Origin of the sequence: Phytohabitans kaempferiae, from assembly GCF_042433955.1 — a bacterium.
GTDB lineage: Bacteria > Actinomycetota > Actinomycetes > Mycobacteriales > Micromonosporaceae > Phytohabitans > Phytohabitans kaempferiae.
The window spans coordinates 184,871-203,101 of the sequence record NZ_JBHLUH010000021.1 but is presented as its reverse complement, the minus strand read 5'-3'; the positions used below and the strand labels follow the sequence as shown (position 1 = coordinate 203,101).

General features: G+C 73.0%; 10 protein-coding genes and 2 pseudogenes. 9 read left to right on the top strand and 3 right to left on the bottom strand.

From position 1 onward, the window contains the following. Positions 1–42: 42 nt before the first annotated feature. The 4 genes from ACFFIA_RS14875 (at position 43) to ACFFIA_RS14865 (ending at position 3,298) form a co-directional block, all read left to right on the top strand. Entirely contained in the window at positions 43–1,281 is a 1,239-nt protein-coding gene (locus ACFFIA_RS14875; RefSeq protein WP_377251175.1) for an FxsB family cyclophane-forming radical SAM/SPASM peptide maturase, read from the top strand. Beyond that, positions 1,278–2,582, top strand: a complete 1,305-nt coding sequence (locus tag ACFFIA_RS14870) for an HEXXH motif domain-containing protein (protein ID WP_377251173.1) — start codon at positions 1,278–1,280, stop codon at positions 2,580–2,582. The genes ACFFIA_RS14875 and ACFFIA_RS14870 overlap by 4 nt, the downstream gene beginning before the upstream one ends. Before the next feature lie 89 nt (positions 2,583–2,671). Next, complete coding sequence (locus ACFFIA_RS42590; RefSeq protein ID WP_512700717.1) at positions 2,672–2,857, top strand: FxSxx-COOH-like cyclophane-containing RiPP peptide; 186 nt, start codon at positions 2,672–2,674, stop codon at positions 2,855–2,857. Between the two features lie 252 nt (positions 2,858–3,109). Next, positions 3,110–3,298 (top strand): hypothetical protein, encoded by a 189-nt coding sequence (locus ACFFIA_RS14865; RefSeq protein WP_377251171.1) that lies wholly within the window; start codon positions 3,110–3,112, stop codon positions 3,296–3,298. 20 nt (positions 3,299–3,318) lie between these two features. Here the strand turns inward: ACFFIA_RS14865 and fxsT are convergent, their stop codons facing one another. The 3 genes and pseudogenes from fxsT to ACFFIA_RS14850 all read right to left on the bottom strand — a co-directional run bounded on the left by fxsT (position 3,319) and on the right by ACFFIA_RS14850 (position 6,970). Beyond that, on the bottom strand, positions 3,319–5,871 hold the full coding sequence (fxsT, locus tag ACFFIA_RS14860) for an FxSxx-COOH system tetratricopeptide repeat protein (RefSeq protein ID WP_377251275.1): 2,553 nt from the start codon (positions 5,869–5,871) through the stop codon (positions 3,319–3,321). Between the two features lie 234 nt (positions 5,872–6,105). Then, positions 6,106–6,246: pseudogene (locus ACFFIA_RS14855) on the bottom strand (hypothetical protein); the annotation flags it as partial. Positions 6,247–6,772: 526 nt separating this feature from the next. Then, on the bottom strand, positions 6,773–6,970 hold the full coding sequence (locus tag ACFFIA_RS14850) for a hypothetical protein (RefSeq protein ID WP_377251285.1): 198 nt from the start codon (positions 6,968–6,970) through the stop codon (positions 6,773–6,775). On the opposite strand from ACFFIA_RS14850, the pseudogene ACFFIA_RS14845 reads away from it, so the two are divergent. From ACFFIA_RS14845 to ACFFIA_RS14825, 5 genes and pseudogenes are all read left to right on the top strand, one after another. Further along, a pseudogene (locus ACFFIA_RS14845) lies at positions 6,894–7,187 on the top strand (alpha/beta fold hydrolase); the annotation flags it as partial. The gene ACFFIA_RS14850 and the pseudogene ACFFIA_RS14845 overlap by 77 nt on opposite strands. Before the next feature lie 296 nt (positions 7,188–7,483). Further along, positions 7,484–7,657 (top strand): hypothetical protein, encoded by a 174-nt coding sequence (locus ACFFIA_RS14840; RefSeq protein WP_377251283.1) that lies wholly within the window; start codon positions 7,484–7,486, stop codon positions 7,655–7,657. Positions 7,658–7,969: 312 nt separating this feature from the next. Next, positions 7,970–9,958 (top strand): HAD-IIIC family phosphatase, encoded by a 1,989-nt coding sequence (locus tag ACFFIA_RS14835; RefSeq protein ID WP_377251169.1) that lies wholly within the window; start codon positions 7,970–7,972, stop codon positions 9,956–9,958. Between the two features lie 9 nt (positions 9,959–9,967). Next, complete coding sequence (locus ACFFIA_RS14830) at positions 9,968–12,907, top strand: condensation domain-containing protein (RefSeq protein ID WP_377251167.1); 2,940 nt, start codon at positions 9,968–9,970, stop codon at positions 12,905–12,907. Between the two features lie 52 nt (positions 12,908–12,959). Continuing rightward, the gene (locus ACFFIA_RS14825) at positions 12,960–18,215 is read left to right on the top strand and encodes a non-ribosomal peptide synthetase/MFS transporter (protein WP_377251165.1); all 5,256 of its coding nucleotides are present in this window, start codon (positions 12,960–12,962) and stop codon (positions 18,213–18,215) included. The last annotated feature ends 16 nt before the right edge of the window (positions 18,216–18,231 follow it).

Genomic DNA, 18,231 nt, shown 5'->3' with positions numbered 1-18,231 from the left:
AATTGTCGGTTTGTTCCGCCGTACACGACGGAGGCGTGACCCATGGCTGGCGGTCACGCACTCGGGCTGCCGGTAGCGCGGAGCAAGGCGACCTGGCCGGACGAGTCACTGGACGTCGACGCGCTTCGAGCGGATGGTTGGCGCCCCACCCCGTTTCGGGACGTCGTGCTCAAGGTTCACCAGCGGTGCAATCTTGCCTGCGACTACTGCTACGTCTACACGATGGCCGACCAGTCCTGGCGAGACCGGCCCTCGCTCATGGAACGCCAGACATGGCTCGCCACCGCCGATCGGATGGCCGAGCACGCCCGCGCGCACGCACTGACCGCCATGCGGCTCGTCCTGCACGGTGGCGAGCCGCTGCTGGCCGGCGCCGACCGGCTCACCGCGCTCGTACACGACTTCCGGACCGCGTTTGACGGCATCTGCCGGCTGGACGTGCGGGCCCAGACCAACGCGGTACTGCTCGACGAGGCGATGCTCAGCCGCCTGCACGCGCACGGCGTCACCATCGGGGTGAGCCTCGACGGCACAGCGTCGGACAACGACCGGCACCGGCGGTACGCCGACGGGCGGGGCAGCTTCGCCGCCGTCGACCGGGCACTCCGGCTGCTCGGCACGCCGCGGCACCGGCCGGCCTTCGCGGGGCTGCTCTGCACGGTCGACCCGGCCACCGACCCGTTGGCCTGCTACGAGTCGCTCCTCCGGTACGAGCCGCCGATGATCGACTTCCTGCTCCCCCACGCCAACTGGTCCGAGCCGCCGGCCCGGGGCACCGCCGCCACGCCACACGCCGACTGGCTGATCTCGATCTTCGACCGGTGGTACGACGCGCCGCGTCAGGAGACGAGCGTCCGCCTCTTCGAAGACGTGATCGCACTCGCGCTCGGCGGCGCCGGCCGCTCCGAGCAGATCGGTCTCAGCCCGGTCGCGGTCGTGGTGGTGGAGACCGACGGGGCCATCGAGCAGGCCGACTCGCTGAAGTCGACGTACCCGGGCGCCTGCGCCACCGGATTGACGGTTTTCGCCGACCCGCTCGACGCCGCACTCCGCCACCCCGGCGTCGTGGCCCGGCAGATCGGCCGCGCGGCACTGTGCGACACCTGCCTCAGCTGCCCCGCACACGCGATCTGCGGTGGCGGGCACTACGCCCACCGGTTCCGGGCCGGCGACGGGTTCCGCAATCCCTCCGTGTACTGCGCCGACATGCTGCGACTCATCCGCCACGTCACCCGGCGTGTGGCCAGCGACCTGGAGACCCGCATGAGGACCCGATCGTGATCACCTACCACCACATGCCGGACGCGCAGTTTGCCGACCTGGCCTCGGGCCTGGGCGGGCCGGAGGCCGTATACCGGCTCGCCAACGCCCAGCACAGCAAGCATCTCCTGCTGCTCCGGCACCTGACCGACGCGTGGTCGGCGGAGCCGGCCTGCCAGACCGCGGTGGACGTGCTGGTGGAGGCCGAACGTTCAGATCCGCACGCGCTCACCGAGCTGCTCTCCGATCCCATGGTCGGCGCGTGGGCGGTGCGGACCACGCGCCAGCTGGCAGCCGACGCCTCCGCGCCGGCCGACCTCGCGCAGCTCGGCGCGCTCGCCGCTGTCGCGGCGTTCCTCACCCGCCTTGACGCCGAGGTGGTCACGCACACACGAGGCGCTGGCGTCACACTCCCCACGCTCGGCTCCGCGGTACTCGACCTCGACGCCCCCGCCACCGTGACCGTCTCCGCCGGGCGGGCCACCGTGAGCGGCGGCCCGCACCGCGTGGAGGTGGGCGCCGAAGGCTCCCGCTGGCATGGGCTGCGGCGGTTGGTCGCCCGTTACGGCGACCTGGCCGGCTCGCTGGCGGTCGAAGACGGCAACCCGTACCGCGACTGCTACCACGCGCCTCCCGCCGACCGCTTGACGGCCGACGAGGTGGCGCGGTGGCAGGATCTGTTCACCGAGGCGTGGGAGCTGCTCGTCCGGTACGTCCCGGCACGCGCCGCCGAGCTGGCCGCCGGCCTGCGTTCCCTGGTGCCGCTCGTCACCGACGGCGACGGTGTGGCCCGCAGCGGCACCGCGCGGGACGCGTTCGGCACTCTGGGGCTCACCCGACCCCGATCCGCCACCGAACTGGCCGTGACGCTCGTCCACGAGTTCCAGCACTCCAAGCTGAGCGTGCTGCTCGACCTCGCCCCGCTCTACGCACCGGCGGGAGGCGAGCGGCACTTCGCACCATGGCGCACCGACGCCCGGCCCACGGCCGGGCTGATCCAGGGCGTCTACGCCTTTCTCGGCGTCGCCGACACCTGGCGCGCCCTGCGGTCCGCACCGGAGCTGGAGGAGTTGGCGACGCGCGAGTTCGCGGTGGTGCGGCGGCAGGTCGCGGTCGGCCTGCACGCGTTGGAGCGATCGGCGGAGCTCACCCCGAAAGGGCGAGAGTTCGCCGCCGGCTTACGAAAGACGCTCGACGGATTCCTCGCGGTCCAGGTGCCGATGGCGTCGACGGAAGCGGCCACGGAGGTGTTGGCACGTCGCGAGCACGCGTGGCGCCAGCACAATCCAGGATTGGCCGGCACCACGCCGACCAACCGTTAGGCTCAGGTGAGAAAGAGCGTGCCGGCGTGGTGCCAACAGATCCGCGCACCTATGATCCTGTGCGACGCTGCGGCTGGAAGGGCACGGGCATGAGCACACCGGAAAACCCTCCTACGGAGGGCGAGGCAGGCGACGGCCTCCCCGACCTTGGTCGCCTGTCACTCGAGGTGGTGCTCAGCTCACGCGATTCCGCATTGGACAACGCCTTGCGGCGTGCCGTCCGTGATGTGAGTGGGCGCAGCGAGAATTTCGCCGCGCACGGCAGCACCCCCTGACTCTGCCGCACTGTCCACATCAGCCCACTCCCCGCGGCATCGTGATGCCAGGGCTGGGAAAACGATGCATATCGACGTATCGTGGTCTGCGGAGCTAGTGGTGTCGCGGTCGTCATGGCCGCTCCCGCTATTGCCTCTCGGCGGCGGTTGCGCCGCATCCGGATCCCGGCGTGGCGAGGGCATGTGGTCCAAGCGCCGCCAACGAAGTCGAGGGCGGACCGGATCCTCCACAGCAAGGCAGGGGAGGCTCGCATGTGCGACGGCCAGAGCGTTTCACGAGCGGCGGATGACGAGTGGACGCAACTGCTGGACCTGACGCAGCTGTCCCTCTACGCCGTCCTGAGGTCGGAGAATTCGGTGCTGGACAACGCCTTACGCCGGCAGGTCGAGGCCGCCGGTCAACGAGTTGACAACTACGCGGCCCACGCCACCACTCCCTGACAAGGCCGGCCGAGGCGCCACTACGTAGGCGGAGGCTCGAGATCGCACTCGACCCGCCTGCCCTCACCCGCCGCGATCACCTCGGGATGGTCGGCGCCGAGCACGCCGGCCAGCGCCGCCAGCGTCTCGTCGCGCAGGGCCTCGCCATACTCCGTCTCGCCCGCCACGATGGCGTCCAGCGCCGCGTTGACCCCACACCACAACGTGTACGGATGCCGCCCGCCACGAGCCTCGCGCGAGATCTCGAAGGTCTGCGCGGACAGGCGGCGCGCCGCCTCGGTCTCGCCAGCGAGGGCCAGGTCGTTGGCATGATTGTTGGCCGCGCTGAGTGTGTAGCCATGGCCGGCGCCGAGTGTGCCGGTCATCTGGGCGTAGGTGCGCTCGCCCAGCTCGCGGGCTCGGGCCCACTCCCCCAGCCCGCGCAGGATGATCGCGTGGTTGACCGCCGCCGACAACGAGAGCGGGTGCGTCTCACCAAACAGGCGTAGGTACCGATCAATGCTCTCGGTCGCGATAGCTTCCGCGCTCTCCAGCTCTCCGGTGACACGCAATGTGTTCGCATATGTCATCGCCGCGGCCAACGCGTGCTCGTGCTCCGGCCGGTACCGGCTTTCGCTGTCGCGATGGTGGTCGGCCGCGACGGTGAGCGCGTCGGTGTAGCGGCCGACCTTTCGCAGCGTGATGGCGAGCGTGCGCCCGGCCAGCAGCACGTGCGGATGCTGCGGGCCCAACTGTTGCCGGTACGGCGGCAGGACCCGCTGCAGGATCTCCAGGGCCTCGTCGTAGCGGCCCAGACCATACAGATCGCGGGCGAGGTTGGTCTGTGCGAAGAGCAGCCGGTTGTCGTTTTCGCTCACCATCTGCTGCCAGGTGCGCACCACCGCGGTGTCGATGTCGTGTGCGCCGGCGAAATCGCTGAGCATCCGCAGGTTGACCGCGAGGTTTTGGCGGGCCTTGAGGGTCTCGTCGTCTTCGTCGCCGTAACGCCGGCGGTGCCGCTCAAGGTTGTCGCCGTCGAGGTCGAGCGCCTCGCGGAACAGACCGGCGATGCGCAGGTTTGGCGCGACCTCGTCGGCGGTGAGCAGCGTGTGCTCGTGGTCCGGCCCGAACTCCGGGCTTTCGAGCAGCAGCCGCAGCGTCTCCTCGCTCAGCACGCGGGCGCGATCGTTGAAGCCCAGCGAGCGGAGGGCGGTCGCCAGCCGGCGCTTGGCGGTCAACGTCAGCTCGCCGTTTGGCCCCAGGCCGGGCGTGCTCTCGACCTTTGACCACGCGGCCACCGCCGCCTCGCCCAGGCGCTGGGAGCCTTCGAGGTCGCCGCTCAGGTACAGGAACCGGATCTGGTCGAGCACGACCCGCCGCGCGTCGAGCAACTCGGCCTCCATCAACCCGGCCGGCAGGACGTGTGGCCCGATGTCCCGATGCACGGGCCAGGTGGCCATGTCGCCCGGATCGCCGGGGTTTGCCGACGCGAGCAGGTGCTGCACATTGGCCCGCCCGCGCTGGGCCGCCTCTTCGGTCAGCTCGTCACGCAGCACGCCCTGGAAGAGGCGGTGCACCTGGATCCGCTGGTCGGCGTCGACTTTGGCCAAGCCGTAGCGGCGCAGCTCGCGGGTCGCCCGCCGCCAGGCGACCTCGTCGCGGAGGGCCTGCCCCAGCGCCGGCGAGACGCGGGCGTCGCGACCGCGGCGCAGCAGGCCACCGGAGATCGGCTCGGCCCCCAGGTAGGCGAACATCTCCAGCAGCTCGGCCACCGCCGGCGCGTCTGACCGCAGGCGGCGCAGGGCCAGGCGCACCAGCGCGGCGATCGTGGTGCGGTAGGTGGGCGGGCGCGTGCCGGACAGCTCCCGCACGTGCTGCTCCAGCTCGCTGAGGTATTCGCCGACCGGCATGCCTGTCACGGCCTGGCAGGAGGCGGCCTGGTCGAGCGCGAGCGGCAGGTCTCCGAGGCGGTCAGCCAGCCGGTCGGCGTCTTCGGCCGACACCGTCTCGCTGCGCTTGCGGACCAGCTCGATGCTTTCCGGACGGTCGAAGACGTCGACCTCGATCGGATCCCAGACATCGGACCACGTCGGATTGCGAGAGGTCAGGATGACGTGACCGCCACCGGATGGCATCAGGCGCGCGATGTCTTCCGGCTCATTGGCGTTGTCGTAGATCAAAAGCCAACGCAGGTCGCTGCCGGCCAGCTTTTCCAGCACGAGATTTGCGGCCTGCTGGAGGTCGGCGGTATCGGGCGTGTCGAAATGCCGGCCCAACTGATAAAGCGACTGGAGCACCAGCGACTGATGCTCCGCCGGGATCCACCAGACAAGGTCGTAGCGATCGGCGTATCGATAGGCGAACTCGACCGCCAGCGCGGTCTTTCCCACGCCGCCCATGCCGTGCAGCGCGTGCGGCAGCACCGACGCCTTCGCGCGCCGCTCGAGAGCGCGCTGCAATGTCAACAACAGCGACTCGCGGCCGGTGAAGGCGGGGTTGCGCAACGGCACGCCGCCCCAGATCCGGAGCGGCTCCCGCCCGGGATCGGGCTCCCTGGCCGGCTCGTGCAATGCCGAAACGCTCCGGCCAGTCACAGTGACAACTCCCGATGGCTCACTCGAAGGTCCCTGGGGCGTGGTGGACGAACCACGCCCGGGAGCATCATAGGGGGAGATCGTCTGATTGGTGGTGGTTTGTCGGGTATCCGGCCCACCTGACTCCCGCGCGAGCGAGCCGGGCCGGATGGCCGAGATCTCCACACCGGCGGCACGGGCGGCGGCGACCCACGCCCGGATGGCGACGGCGGGCTCGCCATCGATCTCGTCCGCGACGCGCGACGCGAACACCAGCAACGGCGGTATGCCGCCCGGACCCGGCGACATGGCCGCGATCCGATCGACCACGGAAACGGGATCGCTCCACGGAATGTCATCGGAAAGCTGCGCGGGCTCGAACATGTCACGGGCCACCGCCGCCAGCTGAGCTGGCGACACGCCAACCAACAAACGCGCTAAGGCGTGATGGTCATCGCGTGCCGATGCGGATTTCGACTCGCCCGTCACTCACAGAATTATTCCTATTGATCTTACTAAAGCGCAAGACGGAGCCCGGGCAGTGTCATTGTGGGCTTGACCTGCGACAAGCCGAACCCCACGGCCACAAACTGCTGCCACACTACGTACGCCTAGAACCGTCAAGTCTTGTCAAGATCAGCCAGGATGGCTCCCTGCGCACACTTGTCGTTCAACCGAAACACTGGACAATGACACGCCCATCCTGTAGGAAGCGCAAACCGACCGTACGGCTTAGTTTGGCATGGTCACCAACGCTGTGCCAGCCCGATGGATCGCCTTAATACCGACTGGCGTGAAAAGAAACCCGAAGCGGCATCACCATTTGGTATCAGCACATTCCCCCGGTCGCCGCCCAGCCCGCGCCACGACCTGACGTGCCCTCCACCGGCCGGGTCCGATGAGTTTGCCCACCGCGCGCCGTCTAACCCGGCAGGATCACCGAAGGAGGAACCATGACCAACCCAGATACCCGCACGATCGAGGTGCCCGGCGCCGTCCTGCGATACGACGTGCGCGCCGCCGACACCACCGAGCCACCGCTGATGATGATCGGGTCGCCGATGGACGCCGCCGGGTTCGCCACCCTGGCCGCGCTCTTCCCGGACCGCACGGTGGTCACCTACGACCCGCGCGGCACCGGACGGAGCGAGCGCACCGAGAGCGGCGAGGTCACGCCGGAGCAGCACGCCGACGACGTACACCGCGTGATCGACGCGCTCGGCGCCGGGCCGGTGGACCTCTTCGCCAGCAGCGGGGGCGCGATCAACGCCCTGGCGCTCGTGGCGAGGCACCCCGAGCAGGTGCGCACGCTGGTGGCCCACGAGCCGCCGGCCGCCCAACTTGTACCGGACCGGGAGGCGGCGCTCGCCGCGGTGCGGGACATCCGCGACACCTACCAGAGGAGGGCTTCGGCGCCGGGCTGGCGAGGTTCATCGCGCTCACCAGCCTCCGCGGGCCCGTACCGGCCGACTACACCGAGCGGCCCGGGCCGAGCCCGGCCGACTTCGGGCTGCCGGCCGAAGACGACGGCAGGCGCGACGACCCGCTCCTGGCGCAGAACATCATCACGTGCACCCACTACGAGCCCGACTTCGACGCGCTGCGCAAGGCGTCCACGCGGATCGTCGTGGCCGTGGGCGCGGAGTCGGAGGGCGAGCTGGCCCACCGCGGCGGCGAGGCGGTCGCGGAGCGGCTCGGCATCGCGCCGGTCACCTTCCCCAGCCACCACGGCGGTTTCCTGCCACCGGAGTACGGCATGGCCGGCGACCCGGAGGCATTCGCGGAGGCGCTGCGCGACGCGTTGTGAACGGGCCGGCGGGGCCCTGCACGACGCACGGCCCCGCCAGGCGGCCCGCCGGAGATGGCCCTGCCGGTTAGCCCGAACGGATCAATATAGGTGGGCCATTGAGCCAGGATCGCTCACCTTCGATACCTCTCGTCATGCCACCTGAGCTGGGAATATACGCCGGCTCGTGGCGGCGGCACGGCCGTTGACAGCCCTGGCGCCGTGGCTAGACTGCTGTCTACCGTCATCCATGGGAGCGCTCCCACGGCGTTGTGGCCTCCATGGACTGCCGACACGAGGGGACCTTCTACAGTGGACGCACTCTGCCTTGCCGTGGCCGCGAGCTTCACGGCGGATCCCATCGACGAGTCGCTGCGCCACTGGTCGGAGGAGCTGGGCCTGCCCACGCGGACCGACTTCGCGCCGTACAACCAGGTGTTCCAGGCGTTGCTCGACGGTGACGGCCCGCTCGCCGCCAACCGGCACGGCGTCAACGTCGTACTGGTCCGGGTCGACCAGTGGCGGGAGGCGGAGACCGACGAACTGGCCGCGGCCGTGCGCCACAGCGCCGGGCGCGCGCCCGTACCCCATCTCGTGGTCTGCTGCCCGGGCCCGCCGGGAGGCGAGGACAAGGCGGAGATCCGCCTCGCCGAGGCGCTCGCCGGCGACCCCCGAGTACGGGTCCTGACCAGCGCCGACCTGGCCGCCCTCTACCCGGTGGCCGACTATTTCGACGCGACCGGCGAGCGCTCCGCCGACGTGCCGTACACGCGGGCGATGTTCGCCGCGCTCGGCACCGCCGTGGCCCGGGCGGTGCACGCGTGGGTCACCCCACGACCCAAGGTGATCGCGGTCGACGCGGACAACACGCTGTGGGACGGCGTGGTCGGCGAGGACGGCGTCCTCGGCGTACGGGTCACGCCCGGCCGGCGCGCGCTCCAGGAGCTGCTGCTCGCCCAGCGGGCCGCCGGCCGCCTGATCGCGATCTGCAGCAAGAACGCCGAGGCGGACGTGCTCGCCGTACTGGCCGAGCATCCGGACATGCTGCTCCGCCCCGAGCACGTGACCGCGCACCGGATCAACTGGGAGCCCAAGTCGGCCAACCTCGCCGCGCTCGCCGCCGAGCTCGACCTCGGGCTTGACTCGTTCCTCTTCCTCGACGACAACCCGGTGGAGATCGCCGAGGTGCGGGCCGCCCATCCGCAGGTGCTCGGGCTGGCGCTGCCCCTCGACGCGGCGGCGGTGCCGGCGTACCTGGGCCACTGCTGGCCGCTGGACCACACCTCGGTCACGGACGACGACCGCGAGCGGGCCGAGCGCTACGCGGTGGAGGCCCGGCGCCGCGCGGCGGCCACCGCGGCGCCGTCGATGGCGAGCTTCCTGGACGGGCTCGGCCTGGTCGTCGACGTGCGGCCGATGGCGCCCGCCGACCTCGCCCGCACCGCGCAGCTCACCCAGCGCACCAACCAGTTCAACCTCACCGGGGTACGCCGCACCGCCGCCGAGCTGTCCGTAGTGGACGGTGAGGTGCTGGCGGTCGACGTGCGCGACCGGTTCGGCTCCTACGGCCAGGTGGGCGTCGTCGTCGACAGTGCCCGCGGCGGCCGGCTCGACGTGGAGACGTTCCTGCTGAGCTGCCGCGTGCTCGGCCGTGGCGTGGAGCACCGCGTGCTGGCCGCGCTCGGCGCGCGGGCCGCCGAGCGTGGGCTCGCCGAGATCCGCCTCGCGTACACCGCCACCGACCGCAACCGCCCGGCACACGACTTCCTGACCGGACTGCGCGGCTCGCGGCGGGACGGGGATGCGTTCGTGGTGTCCACGGTGGACGCGGTCGCGGCCCGGTACGAGCCGCCGGCCGCCGTGCCCGCACCGGTCGCCGCGGCGCCGGTCGGCCAGAGCGCCGTCCCCGCCGACGCGGAGCGCGTGCACCGGATCGCCACCGGACTCACCAGCGCGGCCGAGGTGCTGGCCGCGATCGACGGGCGCCGGTCGGCCGCGGTGACCGTGGCGACCGGCGACGCGACCGAGGCGCGGGTCGCCGCGATCTGGACCGAGCTGCTCGACTTCCCCCCGACGTCGGTGCACGACAACTTCCACGAGCTGGGCGGCCATTCGCTCGCGCTGGTGCGGTTCGCCGTGCGGGTACGCGACGAGTTCGGCGTGGAGCTGCCGGTCGACGCGCTCTTCACCGACGCGTTCACGGTCGCCGACGTCGCCCGGACGATCCGGGAGCACGCCTCGGACGGGCTCCACGACCTCCTCGCCGAGCTGGAGCAGCTCTCCGACGACGAGGTCCGCGCGCTGCTCGACGCCGACCGCTGAGGGCGCGCGATGGGTACCTTCCTGGTCAGCACCTACGGCACCAACGGCGACGTGCTGCCGTTCATCCGGATCGGGCAGGCGCTGCGCCGGCGCGGCCACGAGGTGGTGCTGCACACGCACGCGTACTACGGCGACACCGCCCGCGCCGCCGGCCTCGGCTTCGTGCCGGTGGACACCGAGGAGGCGTACGCGCGGACCCTCCAGGACTCCCAGCACCTGCTGCTCGACGTGCTCGCCGGCGTCAACCACCTGGCCGAGTTCTACGAGCGCAACGGGCTGTGGGAGCAGATCCGCCACGAGTACGAGTCGATGGCCGCCCTGGCCCGCGAGCGCGAACCGGGCCAGGTGGTCGCGGTCAGCCGGCACACCTCCGGGCTCTCCGTGCTGATGCTGCGCGAGTCGCACGGCGTACCGGCGGCGTGGCTCGCCCTCTCCCCCACGCTCTTCATGGCCGTACCGCTGACCGAGCGGCTCTTCCCGCGCACGCTCGCCGCGCCGGCCAACCGCGTCCGCGCCGAGGTCGGACTCTCCCCTGTGGACGACTGGGCGCCCTGGCTTTCCTCGGCCGACCTCCAGCTCGGGCTCTGGCCGGAGTGGTTCGACGGAGCGGGCGAGCGGGCTCCCGACGGGGCCGAGCTGACCGGCTTCGTGATGCACGACGACGCGGAGACCGGCGAGCTGCCCGCCGAGGTGGCCGCGCTCGTCGCCGACGGGGTACCCGCCGAGCGTCGGCCGGTGCTCCTGACCGGTGGCTCAGGCCAGCTGCTGCACCGGGAGTGGTACCAGGTCGCGGCCGAGGCGTGCGCCCGCGCCGGCCGCCCCGGCATCCTGGTCTGCCGCCACCGTGACATGGTGCCGCGGCCGCTGCCCGAGGGCGTGCTCTGGCAGCCGTCGCTCCCATTCCGCACGCTGATGCCCCGGGTCGGCGCGGTCGTGCACCACGGCGGCGTGCTCACCTGCGCGCGGGCGATCGCCTCCGGCGTACCCCAGGTGATCCTGGCGCACGGCACCGACCGGCCGGACAACGCGGCGCGGCTGCGGCGGCTGGGCCTCGCCGAGTGGCTGCCGGCGGCGCGCTGGACCACCGACGCGACCGCCGCGCTCCTCGCCCGCGTGCTGGACGACCCGGGATACGCGGCGCGCAACCGGGACCGCGCGCCGCTCGTCGACTCCGCCGCCGCGGTCGAGGCGGCCTGCGACCGGCTGGAGGGCCTGCTGGGGCGCTCGGCACGGCCGGTCCCCCGCATTACACCGAGGGAGGTATCCGTACGCGACCGGATCAGGCAGCTCTCCCCCGAGCAGCGGGCGCTGCTCCTCCAGCGGCTGCGGCCGGTGCCGCGCGCGCCGCGGGGCGAGGGCACCGAGGAGTTCGAGTGCTCGTACCACCAGCGGCGCGCCTGGCTCGCCACGCAGGTGGACCCGGAAGGGGCGAGCGCGCACGTGGCCACCGCGATCCGGCTGCGCGGCCCGCTCGACATGGCGGCGCTCACGGCGGCGGTCGACGAGGTGGTGGCCCGGCACGACGGGCTGCGCACGGTGCCCGTGCCCGGCGCGGACGAGCCCCGGCAGCGGGTCGTGGGCGGGCTGCGCTCACCGCTGCGCGTGGAGTCCTCCGTCGACGCGGCCAAGTGGATCGCGCGGGTCCGGGCCGACCCGTTCGACCTCGACCGCGGGCCGCTCGTGCGCACGGCTTTGCTCCAGGTGGGGCCGGAGGAGCAGGTGTTCCTCCTCATCGGACACCACTTCGTGCTGGACGCCGCGTCGCTCGGCATCGTCGTCGGCGAAATCGCGGCGGCGTACTCGGCCCGGGTCACCGGCGCCGGGCCGGCGTTCGACGGACCCGCGGTGCAGTACCCGGACGTCGCCACACACCAGCGGCGCCGCCTCGCCGGCGGCGGGCTGGAGCGGGCGATCGACTACTGGCGCTCCACACTGGATGGTGTCGGGCCGCCCGCCGAGCTGCCCCTGCCGGCGCCCGCCGCGCCCCGCGAGGGGGTCGGCGAGGCGATACGGATGCTGGCTCCCGACTTCGCCGAGCGGCTCACCGCCGCGGCCGGCGGCACGGGCCGGCTGAGCCTGGCTCCGGTGCTGCTGACCGCGTACCAGCTGCTGCTCGGACGGTACACCGGCCGCACCGACGTGCCGGTCGGCGTCTTCGTGGGCGGGCGCACCGAGGCGGGCACCGAGCGCGTGGTCGGCGACTTCACCAACATCGTCGCGGTCCGGGCCGACCTCGCCGGCGAGCCGCCCCTCCCGGCGGCTGTGCGGCGGGTCAGCGAGGCGTTCGCCGGCGCGCTGGCCCACCAGGACGCCCCCTTCGAGGCGGTGGTCGCCGCGCTCGCGCCGCCGCGGGCGCCCGGGCGTCCGGCCCTCGTCGGCTTCGGCTTCAGCATGCAGGACCACCGGCTGCACGAGATCGCCTGGGCCGGGCTCAGCGCGGACGTCCTGCCGATCCCGGCCGGGCACTCCCATGTGGACCTGACGCTGATCGCGGTGCCGACGTCCACCGGCGAGATCAAGCTCATCTTCGAGTACCCCGCCGGCCGGTTCGCGCACGAGGCGGTGGAGGCGCTCGCCACGCGCTTCCAGGACCTGCTGCGGCTGCTGGCCGGCGCGCCGGACCGCCCGGTCGCCGAGGCGGTGCTGGCCAGCGTGCCCGAGCCGGCACCGCTCGCCGCCCCGACTCCCGCGCCGCCCCCGGTGGAGTACGTGGCGCCCCGCACCGAGGGCGAGGAGCTTGTCGCCGGCGTGGTCGCGGAGGTGCTCGACCTCGACAAGGTCGGCGTGCACCACGACTTCTTCGGCCTCGGCGGGCACTCGCTGCACGCGATGCGGGTCGTCGGGCGGATCAACGCGGCGACCGGGCTGGACGTGCCCGTACGGCTGCTCTTCGCCCGTCCCACCGTCGCCGGCCTGACCGAGGTGCTGGAAGAGATGGCCGCCTCATGAAGCACCCCACGAAATCGCTCCGCCGCGCTCCACGATTCCGCGGGGACCCCGCATGACCTCGGCGCTGGCGCGGCGGTGGCGGACCGCGGAGAGCGCGCCCGCGATCGTGCGGAGCGTGGACGGCAGCGCGCCGCCGCTGTCGTACGCGCAGGAGCGGATGTGGTTCCTGGAGCAGTACGCGCCGGGCACCGCGACGTACCACATGTGGCTCCCGCTGCGGATCGCCGGAGCGTTCGACGGCGCGGCGCTCCAGTCCGCGCTGGACGCGCTCGTGGCCCGCCACGAGAGCCTGCGGATGCGCTTTCCGGCCACTGTGGACGGAAAGCCGGTCGTGGAGGTGGCCACGCCGGGACCCGTGGCCGTCTCCCGGCTGGCCGCCGGCAGCGTGGAGGGCGCGCGGCAGGCGCTCGCCCACGCGGTGGCCGAGCCGTTCGACCTCGCCACCGGCCCGCTCTTCCGCGCCACGCTCGTCACGATCACCCCCGACGACCACGTGCTCTGCCTCACGATGCACCACATCGTCAGCGACGGCTGGTCGACCGAGCTGATCCTGGACGAGTTGGGCGCGCTCTACGACGCCGCGCGCGAAGGGCGCACCGCCGGACTGCCCGACCTCGCCATCGGATACGGCGACTGGGCCCGGTGGCAGCGCGCGCTCGGCTCGACCGAGCGCGACCTGGCGTACTGGCGGGAGCGGTTGGCCGGCGTGCCCGCACTGGAGCTGCCGACCGACCGTCCACATCCGCCGGAGCAGACCTCGTCCGGTGCGGTGCACACGTTCCGCCTTGACGCCGGGCTGACCGGGACGCTCGCGGCGCTCGGGCAGGCGCGCGGGGCGACCCCGTTCATGGTGCTGCTCGCCGGCTTCCAGGCGCTGCTCGGCTGGTACGCGGGGCAGGACGACTTCGGCGTCGGCGTACCGGTCTCCGGGCGCGGGCAGCCGCAGGCCGAGGGGCTGGTCGGGCTCTTCGTCAACACGGTGGTGCTCCGCGCCGACCTGAGCGGCGACCCGTCCTTCCTCGACCTGCTCGGTCGCGTGCGGGAGGCGGCGATCGACGCGTTAGCGCACCAGGAGCTGCCGTTCGAGCGGCTGGTCAGCGAGCTGAAGGTGACCCGCGACGTGCGGCGCCCGCCGGTGTTCCAGGTCAGCTTCGCGATGCAGAACTACGCCAAGGCGCCGGCCACGCGGCTCGGCTCGCTGGCCGCCACGCCGTTCGACGTCGCGCCCGCCACGACCCGACACGAGCTGGCGCTCTACCTGCACCACGAGGGTGACGAGCTGACCGGCACCGTCACGTACAACACCGGCCTCTTCGACGCGCCCACCGTCGCCCGGCTCTTCGCGCGGTACGAGGCGCTGCTCCGCCGGGCCGGCGCGGATCCGGCGGCCGCTCTGTCCACACTCGACCTGCTCACGCCCGCGGAGCACACGCGGCTGGCGGAGCTCGGCGACGGCGGGACGCTCGACACGGCCCCCGGGCTCCTGACCGACGGGTTCGACGAGTGGGTCGCCCGGACCCCCGGCGCGCCGGCGGTCGTGCACGGCGGCGACTCGCTGACGTACGCGGAGCTGGACGCGCGGGCCAACGGGCTGGCGCGGCGCCTGCGCGAGCTGGGCGTCGGGCCGGAGGCGCGGGTCGGCATCTGCCTGGCCCAGTCCACCGGCTCGGCGGTCGCGGTGCTCGGCGTGCTCAAGGCCGGCGGGGCGTACCTGCCGCTCGACCCGGAGCAGCCGCCGGCCCGCCTGGCGTACCTGCTCGCCGACGCGGGCGCCGAGGTGCTGCTCACCTCGCCCGACCTGGCCGGCCTCTTCCCGGGATACGCCGGGCGGGTCGTCACCGACGTGACCGGCGGCGAGTCCGGGCCGCTCCCGCCGGTCACCAGCCCGGACCACCTCGCCTACGTCATCTACACCTCCGGCTCCACCGGGCGGCCGAAGGGCGTCGCGGTCCAGCACCGGCAGCTCGTGCGCTACCTCGACGGGGTACGCGCCCGGCTGGACATCGTGGACGGTGCCCGGTACGGGCTGATGCAGTCGCTCTCGTTCGACTTCGCGGTCACGATGTTCTACCTCGCGCTCGCCACCGGCGGCTGCGTACACCTGATCCCCCGCCGGGCCACCGCGCAGGAGGTCGCCGCGCACCTGGCGGACGAGCGGATCGACTACCTCAAGCTGACCCCCACGCACCTGGCCGCGCTCGCCGCCGAGGTGCCCGCCCGCGACCTGCTCCCGCGGCGCGCGCTGCTGCTCGGCGGCGAGGCGTCCCGCGCCGAGTGGACCCGGGAGCTGGCCGGGCTCTCCCCCGCCGCGGTCGTCAACCACTACGGTCCGACGGAGGCGACGGTCGGCGTCACCACGTACGAGGTGCGGCCCGAGGCCGATCCCGGCTCGGTCACCACGCCGATCGGCCGCCCGCTGCCGTACGCCCGAGTGCACGTGCTCGACCGGCTGATGCGCCCGCTGCCGGTGGGCGCGGTCGGCGAGCTGTACCTGGGCGGCGACCGGCTGGCCCGGGGCTACCTGGACCGCCCCGAGCTGACCGCCGAGCGCTTCGTGGAGAGCCCGGCGTACGGCCGCCTCTACCGCACCGGCGACCTGGCCCGCTGGCTGCCCGGCGGTGAGCTGGAGTTCCTCGGTCGCCGCGACCACCAGGTGAAGCTCCGCGGCTACCGGATCGAGCTGGGCGAGATCGAGGCGGCGCTGTCCGGGCTGCCCGAGGTGACCCAGGCGGCCGTGGTGGTGCACGGCGAGCGGCTGGTGGCCTACCTGGAACGCGCCGGCGGCCCCGACCTCGCGCCCGGCGAGCTGCGCGAGCGGCTGGCCCAGACGCTGCCCGAGTACATGCTGCCGGCCCAGGCGGTGTGGCTGGACGCGCTGCCCCGGATGGCACACGGCAAGGTCGACCGTGCCGCGCTGCCCGCGCCGGCCCTGGCGGCACGGGATGCCTTCGTCCCGCCGAGCGGGCCGGTCGAGGAGACGATCGCGGAGGTCTGGCGGGAGCTGCTCGGCCTCGATCGGGTCGGCGCCGACGACGACTTCTTCGCGCTCGGCGGGCACTCGCTGCTCGCCATCCAGGTGGTGAGCCGGCTGCGCGGGCGGCTGCCCGGGCCGGTCAGCGCGATGGACCTCTTCAAGCATCCGACCGTACGCGGGCTCGCCCGCCTCGGCGCCCGGACCGGACCCCGGCGGCTGCTCCACGAGCTGACCCGCGACTCGGCGGCCCCGAGCCTGTCGCTGGTCTGCGTGCCGTACGGCGGTGCCAGCGCGGTCGTGTACCAGCCGCTCGCCGACGCCCTGCCGGACGGTGTGCGGCTCTACTCGGTCGCCGTGCCCGGGCACGACCTCGGCGTGGCGGAGGAGCCCGAGCCGCTGGAGGACGTGGCCGCCGCGGTGACCGAGGAGGTACTGAGCCGGGTCAGCGGCCCACTCGTCCTCTATGGACACTGCGGGCCCGGCGCGGCGCTGACCGTGGAGGTGGCCCGGCGGCTGGAGGCGGCCGGCCGTACCCTCGACGCGGTCTACCTCGGCGGCGTCTTCCCGTTCGCCCGGCCCCGGGTCGCCTCGCTGGTCCGCTTCGAGCGGCTCCGCTCCGACACCGTGTACGCCAACTGGCTCCAGTCGATGGGCGCCGACGTCGGGGCGCTGGAACCGGCCCAGCGCCGGCACCTGATCCGGGCGATGCGGCGGGACGCCGAGGAGGCGGAGGCGTACTTCAGCCGCCTGCTCGGCGAGCGGGTCACGCCGCTGCGCGCGCCGATCGTCTCGGTCGTCGGCGAGAAGGACCCGGGCACCGACTACTACCAGGAGCGCTTCCGGGAGTGGGGCTTCCTGTCCCCGCGCACCGGGCTGGTGGTGCTGGACGAGGCGGGGCACTACTTCCTCAAGTACCGCGCGGCGGAACTGGCCGGCATCGTGACCGGGCCGCCGCCGGTCGCCACCGCCGCGGAGCCGTCCGGCGCCGCGGGCCCGCGGCCGAGCATGGGCCGCTTCCTCGCCGTCGCGGCCGGGCAGATGGTCTCCATGACGGGTACGGCGCTGACCGAGTTCGCGCTTCCCATCTGGGCGTACCTGGAGACCCAGTCGCTGCTGCGGTTCGCGCTCTTCGCGGTCGCCGGCGTGCTCCCCGGCATCCTCGTCGCGCCGGTCGCGGGCGCGCTGGTCGACCGCGGCGACCGCCGCCGCGCGCTGATCGGCGCGAGTGTCCTGGCTGGACTGATCCAGGCGGCGCTGGCGGTGCTGGTCGCCACCGGCGGGCTCGGCTCCGCCGTCCTCTATGGACTGCTGGCCGCCCTTTCGGTGGCGCTGACCCTGCAACGGCTCGCGTACGCCTCGGCGGTGCCGCAGCTCGTGCCGAAGCACTACCTGGGGCACGCCAACGGGGTCGTGCAGCTCGCGACCGGCGCGGCGCAGTTCCTCGTACCGCTCGTCGCGGTGGCGCTGCTGCACTCGCTCGGCATGCTCGGCATCCTGCTGCTCGACGTGGCCAGCTACGTGCTCTGTGTGGGCCTGCTGCTGGCGATCCGATTCCCGCACACGATGGCGTGGCGGCGGCGGGAGACCGTGCTCGCTGAGATCCGGGGCGGCTTCCACTACTTCTTCCGCCGGCCCGGGCTACGCGCGATGCTGCTCTTCTTCGTCGGGCTCAACGCGCCGCTGGCGGCCGTACTCGTGCTGGTGTCACCGCTCGTGCTCGCGGTGGGCTCGCTGGCCGACGCGGGCCGCGTGGCGATGGTCTCCGCCGCCGGCGCGATCACCGGCGGCCTGGTGATGGCCGTGTGGGGCGGTCCCAGGCAGCACCGGATGCGCGGGCTGCTGTGGGCGGCGGCCGGGATCGCCGCGGCCGCCGCGGTGACCGGGCTGCGCCCGTCGGTGGCGCTGATCGCGGCCGGCACGTTCTGCCTGTCGTTCGCACTGGTGCTGGTGAACGGCGCGTGGATCACGATCATCCACACCAAGGTGCCGCAGCGCTTCCATGCCCGGGTCATCGCGCTCAACCAGATGGTGGCGCTCTCGGTGCTCTCGCTCGGCTACCTGGTCGCCCCGCTCGCCAGCGTCGCGCTCCAGCCGCTGGTCGACCCGGACGGCCCGCTGGCCGGCTCGGTCGGCGCGCTGATCGGCACCGGCGCGGGACGCGGCACCGGCCTGCTGTACCTGCTCTGCGGGCTGGCGATAGCGGTGCTGGTGGTGGTCTCGCTGCGGACGCCGGTGCTGGCCCGTTTCGACCGCGACGTGCCCGACGCCGAGCCGGACGACCTGGTGGGCCTCGCCGCGCTGGAGGCCGCGGGGCGCCTCCCCCATCCGCGCTAGCGAGCGGGGCACCGCC

Coding starts and splice junctions, on each gene's coding strand:
- ACFFIA_RS14875 (WP_377251175.1), top strand. CDS start 43: ATGGCTGGCGGTCACGCACTCGGGCTGCCGGTAGCGCGGAGCAAGGCG.
- ACFFIA_RS42590 (WP_512700717.1), top strand. CDS start 2,672: ATGAGCACACCGGAAAACCCTCCTACGGAGGGCGAGGCAGGCGACGGC.
- ACFFIA_RS14865 (WP_377251171.1), top strand. CDS start 3,110: ATGTGCGACGGCCAGAGCGTTTCACGAGCGGCGGATGACGAGTGGACG.
- ACFFIA_RS14830 (WP_377251167.1), top strand. CDS start 9,968: ATGGGTACCTTCCTGGTCAGCACCTACGGCACCAACGGCGACGTGCTG.
- ACFFIA_RS14825 (WP_377251165.1), top strand. CDS start 12,960: ATGACCTCGGCGCTGGCGCGGCGGTGGCGGACCGCGGAGAGCGCGCCC.